Origin of the sequence: Acinetobacter minutum, assembly GCF_035916735.1 — a bacterium.
In the GTDB taxonomy this organism is placed as follows: domain Bacteria; phylum Pseudomonadota; class Gammaproteobacteria; order Pseudomonadales; family Moraxellaceae; genus Acinetobacter.
This window is the reverse complement of sequence record NZ_JAQIHG010000003.1, coordinates 58,018-80,533: the sequence shown is the minus strand read 5'-3', so window position 1 is coordinate 80,533 and position 22,516 is coordinate 58,018. Positions and strand designations below refer to the sequence as shown.

17 protein-coding genes are annotated in these 22,516 nt (G+C 47.4%); 12 read left to right on the top strand and 5 right to left on the bottom strand.

Translation table 11 applies throughout. The features are described from left to right. Positions 1-46: 46 nt before the first annotated feature. Positions 47-883, top strand: coding sequence for a posphoenolpyruvate synthetase regulatory kinase/phosphorylase PpsR (ppsR, locus tag PAE54_RS02295; RefSeq protein ID WP_273776805.1), 837 nt, complete (start codon positions 47-49; stop codon positions 881-883). Between the two features lie 105 nt (positions 884-988). Here the strand turns inward: ppsR and PAE54_RS02290 are convergent, their stop codons facing one another. Then, positions 989-1,993, bottom strand: a complete 1,005-nt coding sequence (locus tag PAE54_RS02290; protein WP_326518272.1) for an LLM class flavin-dependent oxidoreductase — start codon at positions 1,991-1,993, stop codon at positions 989-991. Between the two features lie 148 nt (positions 1,994-2,141). Then, positions 2,142-2,567: a glycine zipper domain-containing protein gene (locus PAE54_RS02285; protein WP_326518271.1), complete on the bottom strand. Its 426-nt coding sequence runs from the start codon at positions 2,565-2,567 to the stop codon at positions 2,142-2,144. 356 nt (positions 2,568-2,923) lie between these two features. Between PAE54_RS02285 and prfA the strand changes: the two genes are divergently transcribed. Continuing rightward, positions 2,924-4,012: a peptide chain release factor 1 gene (prfA, locus tag PAE54_RS02280; RefSeq protein ID WP_326518270.1), complete on the top strand. Its 1,089-nt coding sequence runs from the start codon at positions 2,924-2,926 to the stop codon at positions 4,010-4,012. Next, positions 4,012-4,827: a peptide chain release factor N(5)-glutamine methyltransferase gene (gene prmC / locus PAE54_RS02275; RefSeq protein WP_326518269.1), complete on the top strand. Its 816-nt coding sequence runs from the start codon at positions 4,012-4,014 to the stop codon at positions 4,825-4,827. Before prfA ends, prmC begins: the two co-directional genes overlap by 1 nt. Positions 4,828-4,839: 12 nt before the next feature. On the opposite strand, the gene PAE54_RS02270 is transcribed toward prmC, so the two are convergent. Beyond that, positions 4,840-5,874 (bottom strand): AraC family transcriptional regulator, encoded by a 1,035-nt coding sequence (locus PAE54_RS02270; RefSeq protein ID WP_326518268.1) that lies wholly within the window; start codon positions 5,872-5,874, stop codon positions 4,840-4,842. Positions 5,875-6,043: 169 nt separating this feature from the next. On the opposite strand from PAE54_RS02270, the gene PAE54_RS02265 reads away from it, so the two are divergent. The 7 genes from PAE54_RS02265 (at position 6,044) to PAE54_RS02235 (ending at position 13,051) form a co-directional block, all read left to right on the top strand. After that, positions 6,044-6,814, top strand: coding sequence for a 3-hydroxyacyl-CoA dehydrogenase (locus PAE54_RS02265; RefSeq protein WP_326518267.1), 771 nt, complete (start codon positions 6,044-6,046; stop codon positions 6,812-6,814). Between the two features lie 32 nt (positions 6,815-6,846). Further along, positions 6,847-7,983: an acyl-CoA dehydrogenase family protein gene (locus tag PAE54_RS02260; protein ID WP_326518266.1), complete on the top strand. Its 1,137-nt coding sequence runs from the start codon at positions 6,847-6,849 to the stop codon at positions 7,981-7,983. A gap of 185 nt (positions 7,984-8,168) precedes the next feature. Then, the gene (locus PAE54_RS02255; RefSeq protein WP_326518265.1) at positions 8,169-9,821 is read left to right on the top strand and encodes an AMP-binding protein; all 1,653 of its coding nucleotides are present in this window, start codon (positions 8,169-8,171) and stop codon (positions 9,819-9,821) included. Between the two features lie 351 nt (positions 9,822-10,172). Next, entirely contained in the window at positions 10,173-10,913 is a 741-nt protein-coding gene (locus PAE54_RS02250; RefSeq protein ID WP_326518335.1) for a HesA/MoeB/ThiF family protein, read from the top strand. A 47-nt stretch (positions 10,914-10,960) separates the two neighbouring features. Further along, the gene (locus PAE54_RS02245; RefSeq protein ID WP_326518334.1) at positions 10,961-12,250 is read left to right on the top strand and encodes an ABC1 kinase family protein; all 1,290 of its coding nucleotides are present in this window, start codon (positions 10,961-10,963) and stop codon (positions 12,248-12,250) included. A 32-nt stretch (positions 12,251-12,282) separates the two neighbouring features. Continuing rightward, a complete protein-coding gene (gene folB / locus PAE54_RS02240; protein ID WP_326518333.1) occupies positions 12,283-12,663 on the top strand; it encodes a dihydroneopterin aldolase in 381 nt (126 codons plus the stop codon). After that, positions 12,620-13,051, top strand: coding sequence for a 2-amino-4-hydroxy-6-hydroxymethyldihydropteridine diphosphokinase (locus PAE54_RS02235; RefSeq protein ID WP_326518264.1), 432 nt, complete (start codon positions 12,620-12,622; stop codon positions 13,049-13,051). The genes folB and PAE54_RS02235 overlap by 44 nt, the downstream gene beginning before the upstream one ends. A 62-nt stretch (positions 13,052-13,113) precedes the next feature. Here the strand turns inward: PAE54_RS02235 and coq7 are convergent, their stop codons facing one another. Next, positions 13,114-13,749, bottom strand: a complete 636-nt coding sequence (gene coq7 / locus PAE54_RS02230) for a 2-polyprenyl-3-methyl-6-methoxy-1,4-benzoquinone monooxygenase (RefSeq protein ID WP_326518263.1) — start codon at positions 13,747-13,749, stop codon at positions 13,114-13,116. 4 nt (positions 13,750-13,753) lie between these two features. Further along, the gene (locus tag PAE54_RS02225; protein ID WP_326518262.1) at positions 13,754-15,073 is read right to left on the bottom strand and encodes an MFS transporter; all 1,320 of its coding nucleotides are present in this window, start codon (positions 15,071-15,073) and stop codon (positions 13,754-13,756) included. A 177-nt stretch (positions 15,074-15,250) separates the two neighbouring features. Here PAE54_RS02225 and PAE54_RS02220 point away from each other — a divergent pair, with 177 nt between their 5' ends. Then, positions 15,251-17,929, top strand: a complete 2,679-nt coding sequence (locus PAE54_RS02220) for an autotransporter assembly complex protein TamA (RefSeq protein ID WP_326518261.1) — start codon at positions 15,251-15,253, stop codon at positions 17,927-17,929. Between the two features lie 24 nt (positions 17,930-17,953). Further along, a complete protein-coding gene (locus tag PAE54_RS02215; protein ID WP_326518260.1) occupies positions 17,954-22,459 on the top strand; it encodes a translocation/assembly module TamB domain-containing protein in 4,506 nt (1,501 codons plus the stop codon). Positions 22,460-22,516 lie beyond the last annotated feature (57 nt).

The following is a 22,516-nucleotide window of genomic DNA, read 5'->3' as shown; positions in this document are numbered from 1 at the left end:
TATAAAGATTATAAGGCACTAAGACAAATGTTTAAGGAGAATTTTAATGTCAGATGGTAAACAAATTAAGCGGAGTGTATTTTTTATATCTGATGGCACCGCAATTACCGCCGAAACGCTTGGACACTCGTTACTCGCACAGTTTCCAAACGTCGATTTTGACATTCATATTATTCCTTATATCACCACTGAAGAAGCAGCGATGAATGTGGTGACTGAAATCAACAATTGTCAGACCCGTGACGGTAATTTACCGTTGGTGTTCGATACGCTGGTAGATCAGCATGTGCGTGACATTATTAATACCGCCAATGCCGTGAACCTGGATGTCTTTGAAGGCTTGATCAGCAAACTCTCTGAAGAGTTGGGTACCCCACCGACCACGCTGGTGGGGCAGACGCATGCAGTAACCGATTCGGAATCTTATAAGGCACGTATTGATGCAGTGCACTTTGCACTCGACAATGATGATGGTGCCCGTACCCGCCATTATGATAAGGCGGAGTTGATTTTAATTGGTGTCTCACGTTCAGGTAAAACACCGACTTCAATTTACCTATCGTTACAATTCGGTATTCGTGTAGCGAACTATCCATTAACCGAAGAAGATCTTGATGACAACCGTTTACCGGCGGTGCTTCGTCCACATAAACATAAATTGTTTGGTTTGATGATTGATGCCGAGCGTCTGGTGGCGATTCGTACTGAACGCAAAGCGAATAGCCGTTATGCCAGCTTTAACCAATGTCAAATGGAACTGCGCGCGATAGAGGGAATTTATATTTCTGAAGGCATTAAATACTTGAATGTGTCTGAAATGTCGATTGAAGAAATTTCAACCCGTATCTTGCAAATGACCGGTTTAAAACGTCGCATTGGCTAAGAGTCACCATTGATATCCTTAAGTTAAAACTCTTTTCAATATACGAGTGCCTGCCTGTAAAGCATGCAATTAAAAAACCGACCACATAGGGTCGGTTTTTTGTCTTTAACCCGATTGCTTGATGTCCATCAGTAAACTGAAATTTTCGAGACGTTTCGCGGTGTCATAAATGTCACAGGTGAAAATAAACTCATCGACTTGTGTTTTGTCCAGAAGATCCTGTAAACCTCGTTTAACCGTTTCCGGTGACCCAATCTGCGCCATGGCATAAAAATTCTGCACGGAAAGTTGCTCCATCGGTGACCATAAACCTTGCATAGTTTCAACCGGTGGTTTCAGCTTCAGGCTCTGGCCACTCATCAGACCCAGCACCCGTTGATAACCACTGGTTGCAAGATATTGGGCTTCTGCATCAGTTGCCGCAACAATCGTTGGTACACCCATCGAGACATACGGTTGAGACAAATACTCAGAAGGCTGGAAGTTTTCACGATAGAGCGTAATGGCTTGATGCAGCATGCGCGGTGCAAAATGTGAAGCAAATGAGTAGGGTAGGCCAAGCTTCGCTGCAAGCTGGGCACTAAACAGGCTAGAACCAAGTAACCAGACCGGAATGTGGGTGCTTTGCCCCGGGGTGGCAACGATGCGTTGTTGTGGTTGTGGATCTTTAAAATATTGCAAGATTTCCAACACATCCTGCGGGAATTGATCTTCAGTTTCCTGACGACCACGACGCAAGGCACGCATGGTCATTTGGTCGGTGCCCGGTGCACGGCCTAGTCCCAATTCAATCCGGTTCGGGTACAGTGTAGCGAGTGTACCGAACTGTTCGGCAACCACCAACGGTGCATGGTTGGGTAGCATAATGCCGCCAGAACCCAGGCGTAAGGTACGCGTATTTGCTGCAATAAAACCAAGTAACACCGCGGTTGCCGAACTGGCAATCCCATCCATATTATGATGTTCTGCCAGCCAGAGACGGTCATAGCCAAGCATTTCGGCGTGTTGTGCAAGCTCCAGCGCATGCCGTAAAGAAAATTCGATGCTGTGATTTTCGCGTACAGGTGCCAATTCTAAAATGGAAAATTTGGTTTCTGATAAAGTTGCCATCCACAACACTCACAATTTTGCCTATGAGCCGATCATACGTCGGTTCTTTGCATTTGTATATCGATTATTATCGATATAAACCAAATGAACACAAAACGATCCGAAATAAAAAAAGCACCTGAAGGTGCTTAATTAAGATTAGGTCAGATCAACGATAGTAACCGTATTTGCTCCAGCGGCGTTCCTGGTATTTGTCATATTCACGGTCTTTAGAGATTTTATTACCGAGTGCGGCACCGCCTGCAGCACCTAAAGCCGCACCGATATAACCGCCATTGGTTCCACTCATATTTTTACCAACGGTATAGCCGGCACCAGCACCCAAAGCGCCTCCCACGGCAGATTCGGTACGATGACGTTTATTGCTGGCAACTGCCGCACCACCAGCTCCACCTAAAGCTGCACCAATCGTTGCTCCTGTATTTCCTCCCATATTCTTGCCGACCGCTGTGCCGACGACACTGCCTAAAGCACTTGCGGCGGCAACATGGGTTGCGCTGTCAGCATGTGTATTCATGGCAATCATTGAACTGGTGGCCAGCGTGGCGGATAACAATACGGCATTTAATTTCATGGTTCACTCCAGTGTTTCGCAGTATTACAGTGTCATTGTTGCGATGGACACAAATTAGCAAACCCATGAAGTTGAAATGTGGAGAGGAACTTCGAGATTGCTGTGCTTTGGTTATCCGTTTGTAGGATTTGTATTAAATTTGCTGAATAAAAGATCATTTAATTATGGAAAGAGGATTTTAGTACGCTTAGAGACAGGTAGGGATTGAGAGCCGGCAAAAATAGAAAGTCCTAAAATCTACCCGCAGCAATAGATATGTCATTTAAAGGCCAGAATCGTTACACTATGCGCAATTTGATGATTTTGCTTGGCCTGCACATACTTGTGTAAGCTGTTGATTTGAGATATTTCCAATTATGAAAGAATCACTACGTTTACGATTAGATCAGTTGTCTGACCGTCATGAAGAGCTGAATGCGTTATTGGCAGATGCCGAAGTGATTTCAGACAACAAACGTTTTCGCCAATTGTCGCGTGAGCATAGTGATTTAAGCGAAATTACCGAAGTCTGGACGAAATACCGTCAGGCAGAAGAAGATATTGAAACCGCGGAGATGATGAAAACTGATCCCGATTTCAAGGATATGGCCGAAGAAGAAATTAAAGCAAACAAAGCCTTGATTGAGGAACTCGAAGGTCAATTAAATATTCTGATGATTCCGAAAGACCCGAATGATTCGAATGCAGCCTATCTGGAAGTGCGTGCCGGGACGGGCGGGGATGAAGCGGCAATTTTCTCGGGTGACCTGTTCCGCATGTACAGCAAATATGCGGAATCTCAAGGCTGGCGGATTGAAATCCTTTCTGAAAATGAAGGTGAGCATGGGGGCTATAAAGAGATCATTTGCCGTGTCGATGGTGAGGGCGTGTATGGCCGCCTGAAATTCGAAAGTGGTGCACACCGCGTACAACGTGTGCCAGCCACAGAATCACAGGGACGCGTGCACACCTCGGCCTGTACTGTCGCGATTTTGCCGGAAGTTGATGTGGATACCACGGTCGAGATTAACCCGGCGGATTTGCGGATTGATACCTACCGAGCTTCGGGTGCCGGTGGTCAGCACATCAACAAAACTGACTCCGCTGTGCGGATCACGCATATTCCAACTGGAACCGTGGTGGAATGTCAGGACGAACGTTCACAGCATAAAAACAAGGCCAAGGCGATGGCATTGCTGGTGTCACGTCTGGAAAATGCCAAACGTGCCGCACAGGAAACAGCAACCTCGGAAATGCGCCGTGACCTCGTTGGTTCGGGTGACCGTTCAGAACGGATCCGGACCTACAACTATCCGCAAGGCCGCATGACCGATCACCGTATCAATTTAACCTTGTACAAACTTGATGCCATCATGGAAGGTGATTTGACTGAATTGCTGGACAGTCTGCACCGTGAATATCAGGCCGATCAGTTGGCGATGCTGGCACAGGAAAATGGTGGCTAATGAACATTGGCCAAGCACTTGCCATTCGTGGTGAGCCGGAAAGCTATGAACGGCAAGAAAATAGCTGGCTGCTGGAACATTTTTTAAATCTGTCCGGGCTGGAGCTGAAATTCCGTCAGGCACAGGAACTGACAGTCGAACAGGAACAGCAGTATCTAATTGCACTGGCACGGATCGCAGCGGGTGAGCCTTTGGCCTATGTGCTGGGTTCTCAGCCGTTCTGGACACTGGATTTAAAAGTCACGTCAGACACCTTGGTGCCGCGTCCGGATACCGAAATTCTGGTGGAAACGGTACTGGCTTTGGACTTGCCGCAAGCAGCAAATGTGGTGGATTTAGGGACGGGAACCGGGGCAATTGCGCTGTCACTCGCCTCTGAACGGCCAGACTGGTCAGTCACGGCGACCGATATTTACGCCCCTACCTTGGCTGTGGCTCAGGAAAATGCAGTCAAACACGGGTTGCATCAGGTCAAGTTTGCTTGTGGTGTGTGGTATGCAGCTTTAGAGCCACAGAAATTTGATCTGATCGTATCCAATCCGCCGTATATCGATGCTGATGATGAGCATATGACCAAACTGGCTGCCGAGCCGGAACGAGCTTTAGTAGCGGCCAAGCAGGGACTGGCAGATATTGAAATCATCATTCAGCAGGGCAGAGACTGGCTGAACCCGCAGGGATGGGTTGCACTGGAGCATGGCTATGATCAGGCAATGGCAGTGCAACAGATTTTCCAGCAGGCCGGTTTTCAGCAGATTCGTACCGTTAAGGATTACGGTGGCAATGATCGTGTGACTCTGGCCCAATATGTCTAAAGGGCTGATTAATTAATCTGGGGTTTGCTGTAACTGGCGGTAAGCACCCGGACTGACGCCCGTCCATTTTTTAAAGGCACGATGAAAGGCGCTCGGGTCATGGAAACTCAAGGCATCACTGATGTCCTGAATGGAATCCTGGCTTTTGCTCAGCCGTTCAATGGCGATATCGCGCCGGATGTCATTTTTAAGCTGCTGATAACTGGTATTTTCATGCTTGAGACGCCGTTGTAGCGTGGCTTCCGACATATGCTGCTGTTCGGCAATTTCACCCAATTCGGGCCATTCAGCCGGTGAACACTCTAGCAGCTGGCGGCGGAGTTGCAAACTCAGTGAATTCGGGTTTTTGTAGCGTACCAATAGGTTATGGGGTGTTTGCTGCAAAAACTCATACAGCGATTTTTTATCTTTTTTGATTTTTAGCTGCAGATACTGGGCATCAAAGGTAATCCGGTTCTCTGCCGCATTAAACTGGATGTTCTGACAAAAACGCACACGGTAATCTTCAATATCTTTCGGCTGTTCACAGCGCACGCTCATCTGATTGAGCACGACCCGTTGTTCCGTCAGCCAGCACATCAAGCCGTGAACCAGCATGACATAGGTGGCATAACTGAACATGCGCTTTGGGCCTTGCCGATCATGCAGAATCAGATAGGCCTGTTCATCGGCGATACTTAATTCTGCCTGTATATCATCCAGAATCAGGTTCATAAAACGGCAGCAATCCTGCAGGGCTTTTTGCAGGTTTTCACTTTGTGTTAATAATTTGGCGAGTAACTTGTAGCTGCCGCGTCGCATGGGATGACTGTCCATGCCAAAAAATTCATCATTTATGGCATCGGCCAGTGCAATCCAGAGTTCCGCATACATGGAAACGGGCAAACGGGCTTTAGCCGATTGCAACAGTTCACTGGAAATGCCGGCCTGCTGCAAAATGGCAGTGGTGTTTAAGCCCTGACTATAGGCGGCCATCAGTGCCTCATGTACCAGATCAATTGAAATGGTGCCTTTGGGATAAATTTGTTCGGCTTCGTGGCGATCCATGTCCATTCCATTTTTTTAATCATGCCGCAGCATTTTGCTAGAACTGGCCAGATGCTGCAAGTGAACTGCAGGGTTTGGAAATTGTATTCAGCTACAAGTGCTTTTACTCTGCCAGCAGCAGAGGGAAGAATCTGGCAAAGATTCAACAGTGTTTGAGGAAGATAGAATAGTGAAAATTGAAGGGAAAGTTTTTCTGGTGACGGGAGCCGCTTCGGGGCTAGGAGCGGTGACAGCCAGTCACTTAGTCGCACACGGCGCCCGGATGATTTTGGTCGATATGAACCAACAACTCGGGGAAGAATCTGCTGCGTCATTAGGAGAAAATGCACGTTTTGTCCAGTTGGATGTCACTGATGAGCAGGCAGCACAACAATGCTTTGCCCAGATCCAAGCGCAAGAAGGCTGTTTGCATGGTTTGGTAAACTGTGCGGGCATTGCCCCTTCAGCCAAAGTGCTCGGACGTGAAGGGCCACATGATCTGGCATCATTTTCCCGGACTTTAAATATCAATGTGGTGGGTACGTTCAATATGCTGCGTCTGGCCAGCGAACTGATGGCACAAAATTCGCTGGACAATACTGAAGAAGAGCGAGGAATCATTATTAATACGGCTTCGGTGGCTGCCTTCGATGGCCAAATTGGTCAGGCAGCCTATTCGGCTTCTAAAGGTGCGGTTGCTGCAATGACCTTGCCGATTGCCCGTGAACTGGCACAACATGCCATCCGCGTAATGACGATAGCCCCTGGCATTATGGCAACGCCAATGTTGCAGGCCATGCCGGAAAAAGTACAGCAGGCGTTGGGCGAGATGGTGCCTTTTCCAAAACGTATGGGTAAACCTGAAGAGTTTGCAGCCTTGGTCAGACATATTGTGGAAAATCCTTATTTGAATGGCGAAGTGATCCGCTTTGATGGCGCCATCCGTATGGCAGCAAAGTAAAGACAGAATAAAAAGGCAGGCAGGAGGCCCCGATGATTTTAACAGCTGAACAGATGATGGTTCGCGACATGATGCGTGCCTACGCCGATGAAAAACTCAAACCGAGTGCAGGCATGCGGGATAAAACCCACCAGTTTCCGGCACAAGAATTAAAAGAACTGGCGCAATTGGGCGCTTTTGGTATCGCGATTCCCACTGAATGGGGCGGTGCCGGGCTGGATTATGTATCGCTGGTTTTGGCCCTCGAAGAAATTGCCGCCGGAGATGGAGCCATTTCTACCATTATCAGCGTACAGAACTCATTACCGTGTGGCATCACGCTGGCCTATGGCACTGAAGCACAAAAACAGCAGTATCTGACCCGTTTTGCTTCGGGGGAGTGGTTGGGCTGTTTCTGTCTGACCGAACCGCATGTCGGTTCAGATGCCAGTGCCATCAGTTGCCGTGCCGAACGGGATGGTGATGAATGGATTTTGAATGGAACCAAACAGTTTATTACCTCGGGTAAACATGCCCAGGTGGCGTTGGTCTTTGCTGTGACCGATAAAGCGGCTGGCAAAAAAGGCATTTCCTGTTTTCTGGTGCCTACCGATACGCCGGGATATATCGTGGCCAGTCTGGAAGACAAAATGGGCCAACATGCATCCGATACGGCCACCATCATTTTTGAAAACTGCCGGATTCCAGCGGATCATATTTTAGGTCAGGAAGGAGAGGGTTACAAAATTGCCCTGTCTAATCTGGAAGCGGGCCGTATTGGCATTGCTGCCCAGTCGGTGGGGATGGCACGTGCGGCTTTGGATGCTGCGGTGCAATATGCCAATCAGCGTAAAGCTTTTGGTGTGGAAATTGTACAGCATCAGGCTGTGGCGTTTCGCTTGGCGGATATGGCTACCCAAATCGAAGCGGCACGTCAGCTAGTCTTCCATGCGGCAAGCCTGAAGGATGCAGGACAGCCGTGTTTAAAAGAAGCCTCCATGGCCAAGCTGTTTGCATCAACCATGGCGGAGCGGGTCTGTTCCGATGCGATCCAGATTCATGGTGGCTATGGTTATGTCAGTGATTTTCCGGTGGAGCGCATTTATCGGGATGTCCGTGTCAGCCAGATTTATGAGGGCGCTTCAGATATCCAGCGTTTAGTGATTGCACGTGAAGTTTGCAAAGTTTAACTGTTGCTGAACCATTCAGCATGAGGATGCTGCCGTTTAATTTAAATAGGTAGTTGATTGAAATAACAAGAATGATGTCATCCAGAGGATTGGATCAGCGATGACATAGATGGATGAATAAATAAAACAATTACCCAGTCAGGCCATAGCAGGACCTGACCTCAAGGAATATAGAGGTTGTCGCGATGAAGACATTAGAACAAGCGTATCAGGAATTTGATTTAAACCGGTTGATTGAACAGCAGTTGGTCGGTACGCCAGAAGCGCTGAATGCGTATGAGGAGTGCTGCGGCCGTTATGTTGGCCAGCAAAAAATTGCGCTGTACTGGCATGGAAAAAATGGAGAAACGGCGAGTTATACCTTTGAGCAGCTGGATCAAGCCGCAGCACAACTGGCCAATTATCTGACTGCACTTGGATTGCAGGCGGGCGATCGTATCGCCGGATTATTACCGCGTACACCCGAGCTGGTCATCACCATTTTGGCCACCTGGCGGATCGGTGCCGTGTATCAGCCGTTATTTACTGCATTTGAATCGAAAGCGATTGAGCACCGGATTGCAACTGCACAAACCCAACTGGTGGTCACCAATGATGAACAACGTCCCAAGCTCAATGGCTTGGCAATTCCGCACATTATCACGGTGCACCATAAGGGAAGTTTGGCGGATGGAGATGTGGATTTCTGGCAGGCACTGTCTGAACAGTCGGATGAATGTCCCGCTGTGATGCGCTGTTTTGATGATGATTTTTTGATGATGTTTACCTCTGGAACCACCGGTTTGGCCAAATCGGTTCCTGTACCTTTAAAAGCTTTGCTGGCCTTTAAAGGCTATATGCAACACGCGCTGGATTTGCAGCAACAGGATGTATTCTGGAATCTGGCCGATCCTGGCTGGGCCTATGGGTTGTATTATGGGATTACCGCACCGCTGAGTCTGGGCCACAGCACCATTATGGATGAGCGACCTTTTGCAGTAGAGCATGCGCTGGAAACCATTCAACGCTATCGCGTGACCAATCTGGCGGGTTCACCCACTGCTTTTCGTATGCTGTTTGGCTTTAAGGAGAGGGTCGATCCATCCATTCGGGAGCATTTGCGTGTGGTCAGCAGTGCCGGGGAACCTTTAACGCCAGAAGTCATTCACTGGTTTAAACAGGATTTGGGGGTTAATATTTTTGATCAGTATGGCCAGACCGAACTGGGTATGGTGATTGCCAATCATCATGCCTTACAGCATGAGAAAAAAGTGGGTTCAGCGGGCTACGCGATTCCGGGACATCGTTTTGCCGTATTGAATGCACAACATCAGGAAGTGGCTACAGGTGAGGTCGGAACCTTGGCACTCGACTGTGAACAGTCACCAATGATGTGGTTTAAAGGCTATGATGGACATAACCGTAAATCATTTGTCGGGCCTTATTACCTGACAGGTGATACGGTGCGGCTCAATGAAAATCAGGGAATTGATTTTATTGGTCGTGCTGATGATGTCATCACAACGTCAGGCTATCGGGTGGGACCATTTGATGTAGAGAGTACCTTGCTGGAATGTGAAGAAGTGCTGGAATCGGCTGTGGTGGGTAAACCGGATGCGGAGCGTACAGAAATCGTTAAAGCCTTTGTGGTACTCAAACCTCAGTATGCTGCTTCAGAAGAACTGATGGGCAAGCTGCAGAATTATGTACGTTCACGCTTATCCAAACATGCCTATCCACGAGAAATCGAGTTTATTGTTCAGTTGCCGAAAACTTCAAGCGGCAAAATTCAGCGTAATTTACTCAAACAACAGGAAATCGAGAAAGAACAGCAACATATTATGCAAAAAGTAGGTTGAGTGCTTTCTTCGTCTATTGATTACAGTTCCATGCTCTTGCACCCGAAAGGGTGCTTTTTTCTTGAGTGAACTGAGGTGCTATGGATCAATCTTACTTTATCATCTTGATCGTATCGGTCTCAAAATATGGCTGATAAAGTGCAATCTCATCTGAAAAAATAGATACCGTATTTTAATGTTAGCCATTAAAAAATGATTACATGCTCATAAAAAACTGCTTAGCTTAGTATCAGCTGCTGAACAGCAGAATTTGCTCTATAATCCAGTCAGGTTTTTAATTTTTTAAAATATCAACAGGATCAGCACGTGGCCAGCCAGCTCGAGAATGACTTCACACTCAGCGATGAAGAAATGCATTTATACAGTCGTCAGATCTTGCTGGATGGCTGGGATATCGATGCCCAGGAAAAGCTCAAGTTGGCCAATGTGTTGATCGTCGGTGCGGGTGGCATCGGCTGTAGCTCGGCCGAGCTGTTGGCGCGCGCAGGTGTCGGTAAGTTAACCATCATTGATGCCGACAGCATCGAAATGAGCAATTTGCAGCGACAGATTGCCTTTACTCAGGCAGACTTTGGCTTTTTTAAAGCCGAAACACTGGCTAAACGTCTGCAAAGTATTAATCCCCATATTGAGGTGGATTATCTCAACCAGAAACTGGATCTTCACAACGCCAAAGACCTGATTTCTGCTCAGGATTTGGTTCTCGATGGCTGTGATAACTTTAGTACGCGCTATTTGGTGAATCAGGTCTGTGTAGAGCAGAATGTTCCTCTGCTCAGTGCCTCAGCCATTGGCTTGCAAGGTCAACTGTTTATGGTGGAAGGGGATTCCGCTTGTTATGAATGCCTGTTCCCCAAAGCGCAGCACAGTAATGAAAGTTTGCGCTGCGCTGACTCTGGCGTATTGGCCACCACGCCTGTGGTGATGGCTGCTTTACAGGCCCATCACGCTTTGTTGTATTTAGGTTTAAATCGTACACCATTACGCAATAAATTGTTGCTGTGGGACGGCTTAACCATGAAACAGCGGCTACTTGGTTTTGAAAAAGATACAAATTGTCCCATCTGTCAGGCAAGATTTTCCTTAAGCTAAGGGAACTTTGCTAGAATCTGCCACAATCAAGAAGTGTTTATAACATGATGAAAAAAAATATCTGGTGGGATGGATTACGTTCCGTGGGCCGTATGGGTGAAACAGCCGTGGTGGTTGCCAAAGCCGGCATTAAATACGCAACAGAAAAACCAAGCAATGCCAAACTGATGCGAGAGACCTTTGAATCTCTCGGTTCGACCTATATTAAACTCGGACAATTTATTGCCAGTACCCCATCGCTCTTTCCGCGTGAATACGTTGAAGAATTTCAGGGCTGTCTGGATCAGACGCCAACTTTGCCATTTAGCTATATTCAACAGGTACTGGCTTCGGAATTTGCAGACCGTAACCTGGATGAAATTTTTTCCTGGATTGATGAGCAGCCTTTGGCTTCGGCCTCGATTGCTCAAGTGCATGCTGCACGTCTGGTCAGTGGTGAAGATGTGGTGATCAAGGTGCAAAAGCCGGGTGTCGAAACCATTCTCTATACCGATCTGAATGTCTTGCACTGGGCGACCAAATTGCTGGAAAAAGCGGTGCCTAAAGTCAAATTCGCGTCGTTGGCGGATATTGTGGAAGAAATTAAAGACCGTATGGTGCGTGAAGTCGACTTTATTGAAGAGGCACGTAACCTGGATGACTTTATCCAATATCTGAACCAGACGCACAATCAGGCGGCGACTGCACCGAAAGTCTATCATCAGTTTTCCACACGCCGTGTCCTGACCATGCAGCGTTTATATGGTGTACCACTGACTGATTTTGAAGTAGTGAAAAAATACGCCAAAGACCCATCGCAAGTGTTGATTACTGCCATGAATACCTGGTTTGGCAGTCTGATGATGTGTAACAGTTTCCATGCTGACTTGCATGCAGGTAACCTGATGTTGCTAGAAGATGGCCGTATCGGGTTTATCGATTTTGGCATTGTCGGACAGCTGAAACCGGAAGTTTGGACGGCTTGTATCAGCTTTATGGATGCGCTACAAAAAACCGATTATCCTGCCATGGCCGAAAATATGCTGAAAATGGGCATGACCGACAGCCAAATTGATCCGCAGGTGTTAGCACAGGATCTGGAGCGTTTATTTAGTGGCGTGATGCTGGCTGATCCGCAGGAATTGCTGCATACCAATCCGGCAGATCTGAATGACATTATGATGGATATGGTGGCGGTGGGTGAGCGACATGGTATCCGTTTCCCACGCGATTTTGCCTTGCTGTTCAAGCAAATGCTGTATTTCGACCGTTTTATGCGCGTGCTGGCACCGTATACGGACATCTATGCCGACCAGCGTTTGCAAATGATCCAGAATCTGCATCCGCAGCACAGTTAATTTGACACCCCAACCCAGCCAAGAGAATCATGATGGATGCAATTGTTATTGAAGGTTTAAAGGTCGAGACCGTGGTCGGTTGTTTTGACTGGGAACGGCAAATCCTACAACCTTTATTGCTGGATTTAACCATTCATCATGATTTATCACAGGCGGCACAGTCCGATGAACTGCAAGATACCGTCAATTATGCGCAAATCTGTGAAATTGCCACGCAGGTGATCCAGCAGGCACAGCCGAAACTGATTGAACATGCCGCAAAACTGGTGCTTGATGCGCTTTTCACTACCTTTCCGGGTATTGAATCGATTATGATTATGATCCGGAAGCCTGCCATTATCGCGCAAGCCAATTCTGTAGGAATTCGTCTTGAACGCCACCGTAAAGATTTTTGCTCTCGCCCTGGCGAGTAACTTTCAGCCTCAACAACAGCTTGCAACAGCCTTTGCAAAAATCGCCCAGTGGGGAGATGTTGAATTCTCCCCGATTTATGAAATTCCCTGTCGTGATGGTGTCGGTGCTGATTACTGGAACTGCGCCTGTCTGTTAAGAAGCACCATCAATGCTGAACAGCTGATGGAACAGCTGAAACAGCTTGAGCAGGAAGCAGGGCGGATCCGTCCTTCGCATCAGATTTCACTGGATGTGGATTTGATTGCTTGGGGAGAGGATTTGCAGGACATGCAATTTAATCCAAAAAAATTGCCGTTAGCCTTAGATGTCAAAATCCCATTATATGAACTCTGGCCACATCCAGATTTTTTGACCTTTTCACAACATTTTCCAGTGATTCAGGTTTAGGCAATATTCTAAATAAAAAGGCGATGATCTTAGCAGATCATCGCCTTTTTCTGATTTGTAATTTAAATATAGTAACTGGTTTTGGTCATCAGTTTGGAAATCGCGGTCATGGTAATGCGTACTGGATAGGGTAAATCTACACCGCCGGCTTTTAAGGCTGTATCGCGATGATGCAGTTCATCTTCATTCATCTGTTGCAGAATCTTGCGTGAACGTTGATCTTCAGCAGGCAACTGGTTGATATGATCCTGTAAATGCAGACTGACTTGACGCTCAGTTTCCGCCACAAAACCCAAGCTGTATTGATCACCGGCAATCCCGGCAATCGCACCCATACCAAAAGATAATCCGTACCAGACCGGATTGAGCAGGCTTGGATAACTCTCGAGTTCTTTCAGTCGGTCTTCACACCAGGCCAGGTGGTCCTGTTCTTCAAGTGCAGCCTGTTCCATTTCCCGACGTACATTGGGTAAACGCGCGGTGAGTGCCTGACCATGATACAGGGCTTGTGCACAGACTTCACCCGTGTGGTTCACCCGCATCAGACCGGCGACATGTCGAGCATCACTGACGCTGAGCGGTGCTTCACTCTGTTGTGCCGGATTGGTACGCTGCGCAGCTGTCGCGCCTGGAACCAGACTTCTTAGGGCTTGGTCAAAGGAATGGATGAGTCGATCAAGACCGGTATAGTGACGCATGTAGTTAATCCTCCAAACAGCCTGGTGTATTTTTTAGCATAGGCTTGATTTTGAACAGCAACCATAGGGTAAAGATGGCGCTGAGCACTGCGGTAATCACGAACAATATTTTAATATCAATTTGCAGGATGCTTAAAATGAAAATTGAAAAAATCGCCGATGAAACCATAAAAATAGCATTCAGTATGTTATTCGCTGCCACGACACGGGCACGGTGTGAGCGCGGCGAATAGGCCTGCATCAGGGTATATAACGGAACGATATAAAAACCGCCACTAATGCCCAAGAATGTGACAGCTAACATCACGTGATAATAGACCCAGCCTCGGGTGAACATATCATGCACACCGAGCAAAGTTCCGCTTGGTTCAGGAACAAACATCAGGCTGGCAGCGAGATATAAGGCGAAAACCGTCAGGCCCACAGCACCGAATGGCACCATTTTGATACTTACCGAGGCACCGCCCCATTTACGGCAAAGCATTGAACCCACCCCAATGCCGACAGAAAACAAGGTTAATAAAAGGCTCACCACATTTTCTGACGCATGCAGGTTCTGTTGGGTGAGCTGAGGAATCTGGGTCAAATAGGTGGCCCCATAAAACCAGTACCAGGAATTTCCGAGCAAGACACAGAAAATGATCGGTAAACTTTTCGCATATTTTAAGGTCTGCCAGCTGGTGCGGAAAAAATTCCAATCCACCTTAATATGTGGCGCGGCGATATTTTGTTTGGAAATAAACCGGCTTGAAAAATAGCCTAAGCATGCAATTCCTACAACGGTAAAACTGATCCAGAACATATTGCCTTGTGAGGCAGAGATGACCGATCCCCCTAAAATCATCCCAAATAAAATGGCAAGTGAGGTACCCGACTGGAACAGGGCATTTCCGGAGACCAGTTCATTGGGTTTGAGAATCTCTGGTAAAATCGCATACTTGATTGGGCCAAAAAAGGTGGAATGCGTCCCCATTAAGAACAGTGCAATAAACAGCAGCCCTAAATTACCGAGCAGGAAACCGGCTGAACCCAGTAGCATGATTACGATTTCAAGCAGTTTAATTCCACGGATGAGCCGGGCACGTTCATATTTGTCAGCTAGCTGACCTGCCGTCGCCGAAAAAATAAAATACGGCAGAATAAATAATAAGCCAGCCAGATTATTCAGGGTGCTGACAGCCATATTCTGTTGACTGATCCATCCATAGGTAATGACCAATAACAGCGCTTGTTTATAAATATTGTCATTCAGCGCGCCAAAGAACTGGGTGAGGAACATCGGCAGAAAACGGCGTGTTTGTAACAGATGGGGATGTTTTTGCATAAGCACACTGCTTTTTAAACTTTTATAGAGAAATGTGATGAATTGGTAAATGAGCAAACAAAATCATGTATGATATTTTCAGCTTTTTATCCGGTAAAATTCAAATAGATTTGAGTTGTTAAAAGTTGCTCATTACACCATACCCATTACTAAAAATAATTTACTTTTGAGTCATGTATGCCTGCAAAAATGAATTTTAAGAAATCAATGCTTGCACAGTCACTGCATCCGATGTCGAACATGCATGATATCAATAAACGCTTAGGTGTAAGTATTTTCTTTGCAGTGCTGGCAACCCACACTATGGCGCAAGAGCCGGAAACGACTGCAGAACCGCTCAGCAATACGGCTACGCCAGAAGTCATACTGGATACGGGTCATAGCAGTACAGTCAGTAGCCCTCCAGAAATACAACCGGATAGCCTGATTTTGTTACAGCAGCAAGAACAGGCACCTGAACAGATCGCTGAATTTCAACCCATCGAATTTGATGATCTGGACGATTTGCCAGTTGCCACGATTGATCCCAATCTGGCAGAAGAAATTTTTCGTGTTGCTGAACAGGCGAAAACGGAAGCACAAAATTATCGTGCGGGTCTGACCACCTTGCCCGAAGTAGTGGTTGCAGAAGCGACACAGCAGGAACTGGCAGAAATTAATCAAGCGCCTATCAATATTGACCAGTTGATGCAAAGCATTCAGGCAGACAGCCAGATTATTGTGGAAGCCAATGATGGCGGACGCAGTCTGGCTGAACTAGGACTCAGTGCAGCTGAAACCCGGCCTGAAAATGATCAGCCTCCTGGATTACTCAAACGTCTATGGTACAAAGTCCGTCCGCCGCGTGAATTGAATACTGCCAATGTGCCACGCATTAGTGCTGAAGTGCAGGGTGCGCCTGCTGAACTGGCTGCCAATATCCGGGGCAAGCTTTCCACAGTAACTCAGGAAGCGTTTGAAGATTTTAATCTGGTGGTGCCGCAATTACGTAGTATTTCCAATCAGGCCGCTCAAGCTGTGGGCTATTACAATGCCAGTTTCAAATTTGAACGTATCAGTGCAAACCGTGTGCGGGTCTTGGTCACGCCGAATGAGCCTGTTCGAATTGAGCAGCAGAATGTTGAGTTTACCGGTCCAGGTCAGAATCATCCGCAATTCCAGGTGATTCGCGTACTTCCGGATCAGGATGTCGGGGATATTTTTCACCACGGTTTATATGAGCAGACCAAAACTCGGATTAATGATGCGGCATCCGATAACGGCTTTTTCGATGCCTATTGGCGTCTACATGATGTCAAGGTGGCCCAACCGCAAAATACCGCTGAAATCAATTTACGTTATGAGACGGGTGAGCGTTATGCGGTGGGTCCTGCCGAGTTCCGTATGAGTGATCCTTCAAAACCTTTGCCGCTGGATATGGACATCTTGCAACAGATGGTGCCCTGGAAAGATGGGGATGATTATACCTTCTGGCGTGTCAATTCATTGGCCAACAACCTGACTAACTCACGTTATTTTAACTACACCTTGGTTGATGCCATCCGTCCGGATCCTGTTGAGCGTAACCTGGAATTGCCACCCGACATCCAGGCTCTGATTGAGCAGAACAAGCTGGCAGAAAATGATTTACGGGTCCAGGATCAAAAACGTATCGCGTCTTCACAGGAAGTCACCCAGAATGTGGTGGATGAAGAGCAGTTTGCTGGCAATGAAGAAACGCTTCAAAATCAGACGCTGCAACAGTTACAAGCTCAGCAACAGGAAAAACAGTCGGAAACTGAACGGTTAAAAGTGCAGGCACGCGCTGAGCAGAAAATTCCGGTTATTGTGACTTTAAATGCAGACAAACTGAATAGTCTGGAGACTGGTGCAGGTTATGGCTCCGATACGGGTCCACGTGTGCGAGCCCAGTATCGCCGTGCGATTGTGAACAAGCGCGGCCATGCCTTTGATGCCAACATGGAAGTATCGAGTATCCGTCAATCTATCGATGGTAGTTACAGCATTCCTTATCATCATCCACTGAATGATTATCTGAGTCTGGTTGGCGGTTATGAACGTGAGGAACGTGATGATATCGCGTCAGGCTATGGACTCATGATCGAATCCGCTGTTGTGGGTGCAGATCGGATTATTAAAAACCCATTAGGCAGCTGGCAGCATACTTATGGTATGCGTTACCGACTGGATCGCTTAACCCAACAGGGTGTCGTTGTTGATACCAAACAGATTCCGGATGCCTTTATGGCACCAGGTTCCGATACACAACAGCAGTCTTTATTGCTAGGTTATCAGATTTCACGTACAGACAGCGATAAACCCGTGAATCCATCAAAAGGTTTTAAACAGACTTATAAGCTTGAGTTGGGAAGTGAAAGCCTACTCAGTGATGCGGATATGGCCATCGTCAATGCAGGTTGGCGTTTCATTTACTCACTGGGGGAAAATGATGATCACCAATTTGTCGGCCGTGCTGATCTGGGGTATATCTATGCGCAGGATTTTCAGAAAGTTCCGTATAACTTGCGCTACTTTACTGGTGGTGACCAGAGTATCCGAGGTTTTGACTATAAAAGTCTGACCCCAACCGAGTATGGCTACAAGGTCGGTGGACAAGCCTTGGCTGTCGGCTCTCTAGAATATAATTACCAGTTTAAAGAAGGTTGGCGTGCGGCGTTATTTACCGACTTCGGTAATGCCTATGATCAGAATTTTAATACGCCGACAGCTTATAGCGTCGGTTTAGGTGTACGTTGGGCTTCGCCGATTGGGCCGATTCGTCTGGACGTCGCTTCCGGGATCTCGGATGAGGGTCATCCGATCCGCTTACACTTTTTTATTGGTTCACAACTCTAATTTATCGACTTCAGCAGGATTTGTATGTCTGACGTAGAACAGCAAGAAACCACCACAACGCCGTTGGTCAAAAAACGGCGTATGGGACGCAGTATTGTATTAACACTCGGGATCGTGGTGTTACTGCTGGTTTCAGCTGTGCTCGTGATGTTTTCTACAGACCGTGGCAGTAAATTTTTGCTGGATCGGGTGCTGGAACAGCAGAAAATTATCTCCTATCAGTATGAAAGTGGCAATTTACTGCACGGTATTATCCTAAAAAACATCTGGGTGAATTTAAAAGCAGTTGACGTCAAGATAGATCGTGCCGATGTCACCTTGGGTTGGCGTGCCGTGATCCACAAAGAAATCCATCTGCATACCGCGGATGTGAAAAACTTACAGATCATTTATAAAAAACCACCGAGCAATAAAGAATTCCAGTTTGCACCGATTCGTTTACCGTTCGCCTTGTATGTTGATCGTGCAGATTTTGATCATTTGCTGATTAAAACCAGTAAAGCGGCCGTCGATTTTTATGACATCCAGCTGAATGAGGCCTCATGGCTGGGGAGTGAACTGAAATTTATCGATAGTCGGATGGATATGGGCTATCTGGCTGTGCGGAATGCCAGCGGGATGATCCGATTTGATGGAAAATATCCCCTCCATGCCGTGGGCGATGTCAATCTGCCTGCGCTGCGCAATCTGAATATCCATGATATCCGTGTGGTAGCGAAAGGCTCATTAGATACCATTGCTGCAGGCGTGGAAACTTATACACCAGATCTGTTGACAGGTTGGATTGTTTTGCATCCGGTGCGTCAAGGTGTTCCGATGTTTGGTCAAGTCAAGTTTAAGGACTATGAATGGCCGTTGTTGCTCGAACAGAAGCTGTTCACTAAAAACGGTCTAGCCAAGTTTCAGGCGAATACACGTGGTATGGATATTCAGGTGCAGAGTGACCTGAGTGGCAAATATATCCCACAAGGTCAATATCAGGCACAAATGCACACGGATTATGTGCGTCAACTGGATGTGCAGTCCCTCACGGGGCAGGTCATGTCCGGAACTGTCAAGCTGGCTGGCATTTTAGGCTGGAAAGATGCCGTGACCTGGAAAGCGAATGGTCGGGTCGAGCGGCTTAATCCTAAAGACAAAATTATTCCACAGGTGATCCGCGATTTTCTGCCGCCCATGCTCGATGCCAATATCGCTTCCAGTGGGACTCTGGCGAAAGGATTACAGGTTAAAGGTCAGATCGACTTTGACCGTTATGAAAATTGGTCATTGACGCTGAACCAAGCACAACAAACGACAGCCAAAGCCAAACCGATGTTTTTGGATATTGGCTGGCAAGGGATTGATCGTGCCGTACCTTATATCGGTTGGCTGAGCAGTGATTCAGGGCAGTTAAAAATGACCCTCTTACCTGGCCGTCAGGATATGTTACTGTCCAGTGTGGTGCGTCAACATCAGCAGGGCCGCTTACCGACCGGGCACTATCAGGCACGTTTGAATCTGAACAACAATCGCCTGAACATTCCTGCTTTTACTTTCCAGCAGGAGCAACAACGGGTGACCGGCACGGGCTCAGTCATATTGCCTTCTGAAAAGCGCCAGTTGCAGTGGAATGCAGACTTGCAGGCGAAAGATTTTGATTTGCAAACGGTAGTTGCTCAAGCACCAGTTAATCATCTGAATGGTCGGGTCAAGGTGCATGCTTATGCCAAACCCAACCAGCATATTATTCAGCTCAATGAAATTAATCTGACCGGTCAAGTGGTGCAGACCGCACAACAAGAACAGGTGCAACTGGTCGGGCGTAGCACAATCGCCTTGCTGTTCCAGGACCCTAAAGCTGGTGGTCAGTTCAAGAGTTTCGCCGTGAACTATGATGGCTCACTCAACGGGATACAGCACACCGATGGGCTGCTGAAACTGCAGATTGCGGGTACGCCAAGTTTGATTCAGGTGCGTCAGTTACAGCATAGTGGGGTTGCCGGGAAAATTTATGCGCAGGGGATGGTTAATCTGCAAAATGGCATCGGTTGGGATCTCAATGCCTCTCTGGTGCATTTTAAACCGCAATATTTTGTTGCTTCTTTAACGGGTGACCTGTCAGGCAATATCAGAACCCAGGGCAACTGGGGAGAGCAGCTGAAACGGATTAATATTGAAAAGCTGAATGTGGCGGGGACACTCAACAATAAACCGTTGCGAGGTCGGGGCAACTTGACTTTGTTGCTGGATTCACGACAACAAGGCTTTTTACCGCAGCAGTTTGAGGCACGCAATTTATATCTGGTGTATGCCAATAACCAGCTTCAGGCAACCGGCAACACACAAAGCTTGAAAGTCAAAATCAATGCACCGGCCTTGAATCAACTCTATTCCGGTCTGCGTGGCCGAGCCTATGGCTATCTGGATGTACAATCAGTCCCTCGTTTAAAGGCAACAGCGAACCTCGCAGTTGATAATTTTGGCTTTAACGAACTGTTCAGTGTGAAAAAACTGCGTGTTCAAGGTGAGTTACCCACAGCAGCACAAACGCCAACCCTATTGACCGCCAAACTGGAGCAGTTCCGTAGTGGCAAGCGGAGTTTAGATGGGGCTGAAATTTCTCTCGCTGGAACACGGCAAGCACACTTGGTCCGTATTTCGGCACAGAACCGCCTTTCAAAATTTTATGTACAGCTAGCCGGTGGCTTTAATCCACAAAATGATTGGTTAGGCCAAATCCAGAAAGGTGATTTTGATTCTTACCGGATTCATCTGGTTCAGCAGCAGAATGCACCGTTATTGTATTCCAAAGCCAGAGCTTCGCTGTTTATCGGGCAGCATTGCTGGACCAGTCCACGCAGTCAGATTTGTCTTGATCAATCGATGCGGGTGAGCCGTGCCAATGGCAATGTTTCGCTGGTTTCCCAAAATCTGGATTTACAGGATTTTCAGGCCTTTGTTCCAGAAGGTTTGGCGCTTACAGGTAAATTGAATGGATATGCCAAAGCATCATGGAGCAATGGCAACCGGCCGAAGCTGGATGCACGCTTGGTTACCCGGAAGGGGGAGATAGGTTTAGCACCCGATGATCCACAAGATCCTGCCATGACCATGAATTATGATGAGCTTAGCCTGATCGGAAAAAGTGTGGCTGAAGGCCTGTTATTACGTTTAGATGTAAAAACGCCAAATATCGGGACAGGCTACGCCAATGTGGTGATTGATCCTTATCAAGCGGCCAAGCCAATGCGTGGTGAAGTCGCATTCAGTGAAGTGCAGTTGGCGGTATTCAAGCCATTTATCCGGGATGTACGTTCTATGGGCGGCACCTTGTCTTTTGCAGGTAAGGTAAATGGAACATTGACGAATCCTTTACTCAATGGCGAGATGCGCCTGAAAAATGGTGCCATCAGCATGTTATCGCTGCCTGTCAATCTCAGTAATGTGCAAGTATATTCTTCCATTCGTCAGAACTCCGCGACGATTAAGGGAGCATTTAATAGTGGCCGGGGTGTAGGGTTGTTGAATGGGGAGATTAACTGGCAGGATAAACCTCGGATTCGGTTGAGTCTGAAAGGCGAAAATTTGGTGATGCGTCAGGCTCCCCTCATTACCGCTTCAGTCACGCCAGAACTCAATATGGAAGTTTTACCAGCGGATCGGCGTTTAACTGTGAATGGTAAAATCGACGTTCCACGTGCCTTGATCTCAATGCCACAAGCCTCTGCACCGATTGTCAATGTGTCTTCTGATGTACGAATCATACGTGAAGGCCAAAATCAGTTGGCCATTCTACGTGCAGCCAAACCATGGGATATCCGTGCCGATTTGCAGGTCAATTTGGGTAATCGGGTAATTTTCCAGGGCTTTGACAGTCGTATTCCGTTGATTGGCCGTTTGTATTTGTCTCAACGTGGAACCGAAACAGCCATGCGTGCCAGTGGTGCGATTGGAGTCAGCCAACGTGTCAAAATTGAGGCGTATGGTCAAAGTCTGGATTTGAACCGTGCAATTGCCCGTTTCAATGGTCCGGCCTCCAACCCAACTCTGGATATTGATGCCAATAAAACGGTACAAGGCAGTTTGGTGGGTATTCGGGTGACGGGCACAGCAGCCAGCCCGAATATTCAAGTGTATAACGATGCCGGTCTGTCTGAGCAGGAAGCATTAAATGCCATGATTACGGGACGGATCAATGAAGGTACCAGTGGTTTGAGCCAGACCGAGAGCTTTAAATCAGACGTGAATAATACCATTGCCGCAGCCGGGATTAGCTTGGGCTTGGGAGGTACACGTGCCTTGACCAATCAGATTGGCCGCAGTTTTGGTTTGAGTGGTTTGGCTTTGGACGCACAGGGAACAGGGGATGATACCCAAGTCAGTTTGACGGGTTATCTCACACCCGACCTGTTTATTCGTTATGGGGTGGGGGTATTCACGCCAGTGAACAAACTGACTTTGCGTTATCAAATGAACAAACGACTGTATTTTGAAGCGAGCCAGTCGCTCGAGCGTGCAATTGACTTGTTCTATCATTGGCGTTTCTAAACAAGAGCGGTGCAAACCGCTCTGTTCGTTAAATAAGGGTGTGGAATGTTAGAGGAT

What these genes read in the sequence shown, in the direction of transcription:
- ppsR (WP_273776805.1), top strand. Translation starts at nt 47, where the DNA reads ATGTCAGATGGTAAACAAATTAAGCGGAGTGTATTTTTTATATCTGAT.
- PAE54_RS02290 (WP_326518272.1), bottom strand. Translation starts at nt 1,993, where the DNA reads ATGGCAACTTTATCAGAAACCAAATTTTCCATTTTAGAATTGGCACCT.
- PAE54_RS02285 (WP_326518271.1), bottom strand. Translation starts at nt 2,567, where the DNA reads ATGAAATTAAATGCCGTATTGTTATCCGCCACGCTGGCCACCAGTTCA.
- prfA (WP_326518270.1), top strand. Translation starts at nt 2,924, where the DNA reads ATGAAAGAATCACTACGTTTACGATTAGATCAGTTGTCTGACCGTCAT.
- prmC (WP_326518269.1), top strand. Translation starts at nt 4,012, where the DNA reads ATGAACATTGGCCAAGCACTTGCCATTCGTGGTGAGCCGGAAAGCTAT.
- PAE54_RS02270 (WP_326518268.1), bottom strand. Translation starts at nt 5,874, where the DNA reads ATGGATCGCCACGAAGCCGAACAAATTTATCCCAAAGGCACCATTTCA.
- PAE54_RS02260 (WP_326518266.1), top strand. Translation starts at nt 6,847, where the DNA reads ATGATTTTAACAGCTGAACAGATGATGGTTCGCGACATGATGCGTGCC.
- PAE54_RS02255 (WP_326518265.1), top strand. Translation starts at nt 8,169, where the DNA reads ATGAAGACATTAGAACAAGCGTATCAGGAATTTGATTTAAACCGGTTG.
- PAE54_RS02250 (WP_326518335.1), top strand. Translation starts at nt 10,173, where the DNA reads ATGCATTTATACAGTCGTCAGATCTTGCTGGATGGCTGGGATATCGAT.
- PAE54_RS02245 (WP_326518334.1), top strand. Translation starts at nt 10,961, where the DNA reads ATGAAAAAAAATATCTGGTGGGATGGATTACGTTCCGTGGGCCGTATG.
- folB (WP_326518333.1), top strand. Translation starts at nt 12,283, where the DNA reads ATGGATGCAATTGTTATTGAAGGTTTAAAGGTCGAGACCGTGGTCGGT.
- coq7 (WP_326518263.1), bottom strand. Translation starts at nt 13,749, where the DNA reads ATGCGTCACTATACCGGTCTTGATCGACTCATCCATTCCTTTGACCAA.
- PAE54_RS02225 (WP_326518262.1), bottom strand. Translation starts at nt 15,073, where the DNA reads ATGCAAAAACATCCCCATCTGTTACAAACACGCCGTTTTCTGCCGATG.
- PAE54_RS02220 (WP_326518261.1), top strand. Translation starts at nt 15,251, where the DNA reads ATGCCTGCAAAAATGAATTTTAAGAAATCAATGCTTGCACAGTCACTG.
- PAE54_RS02215 (WP_326518260.1), top strand. Translation starts at nt 17,954, where the DNA reads ATGTCTGACGTAGAACAGCAAGAAACCACCACAACGCCGTTGGTCAAA.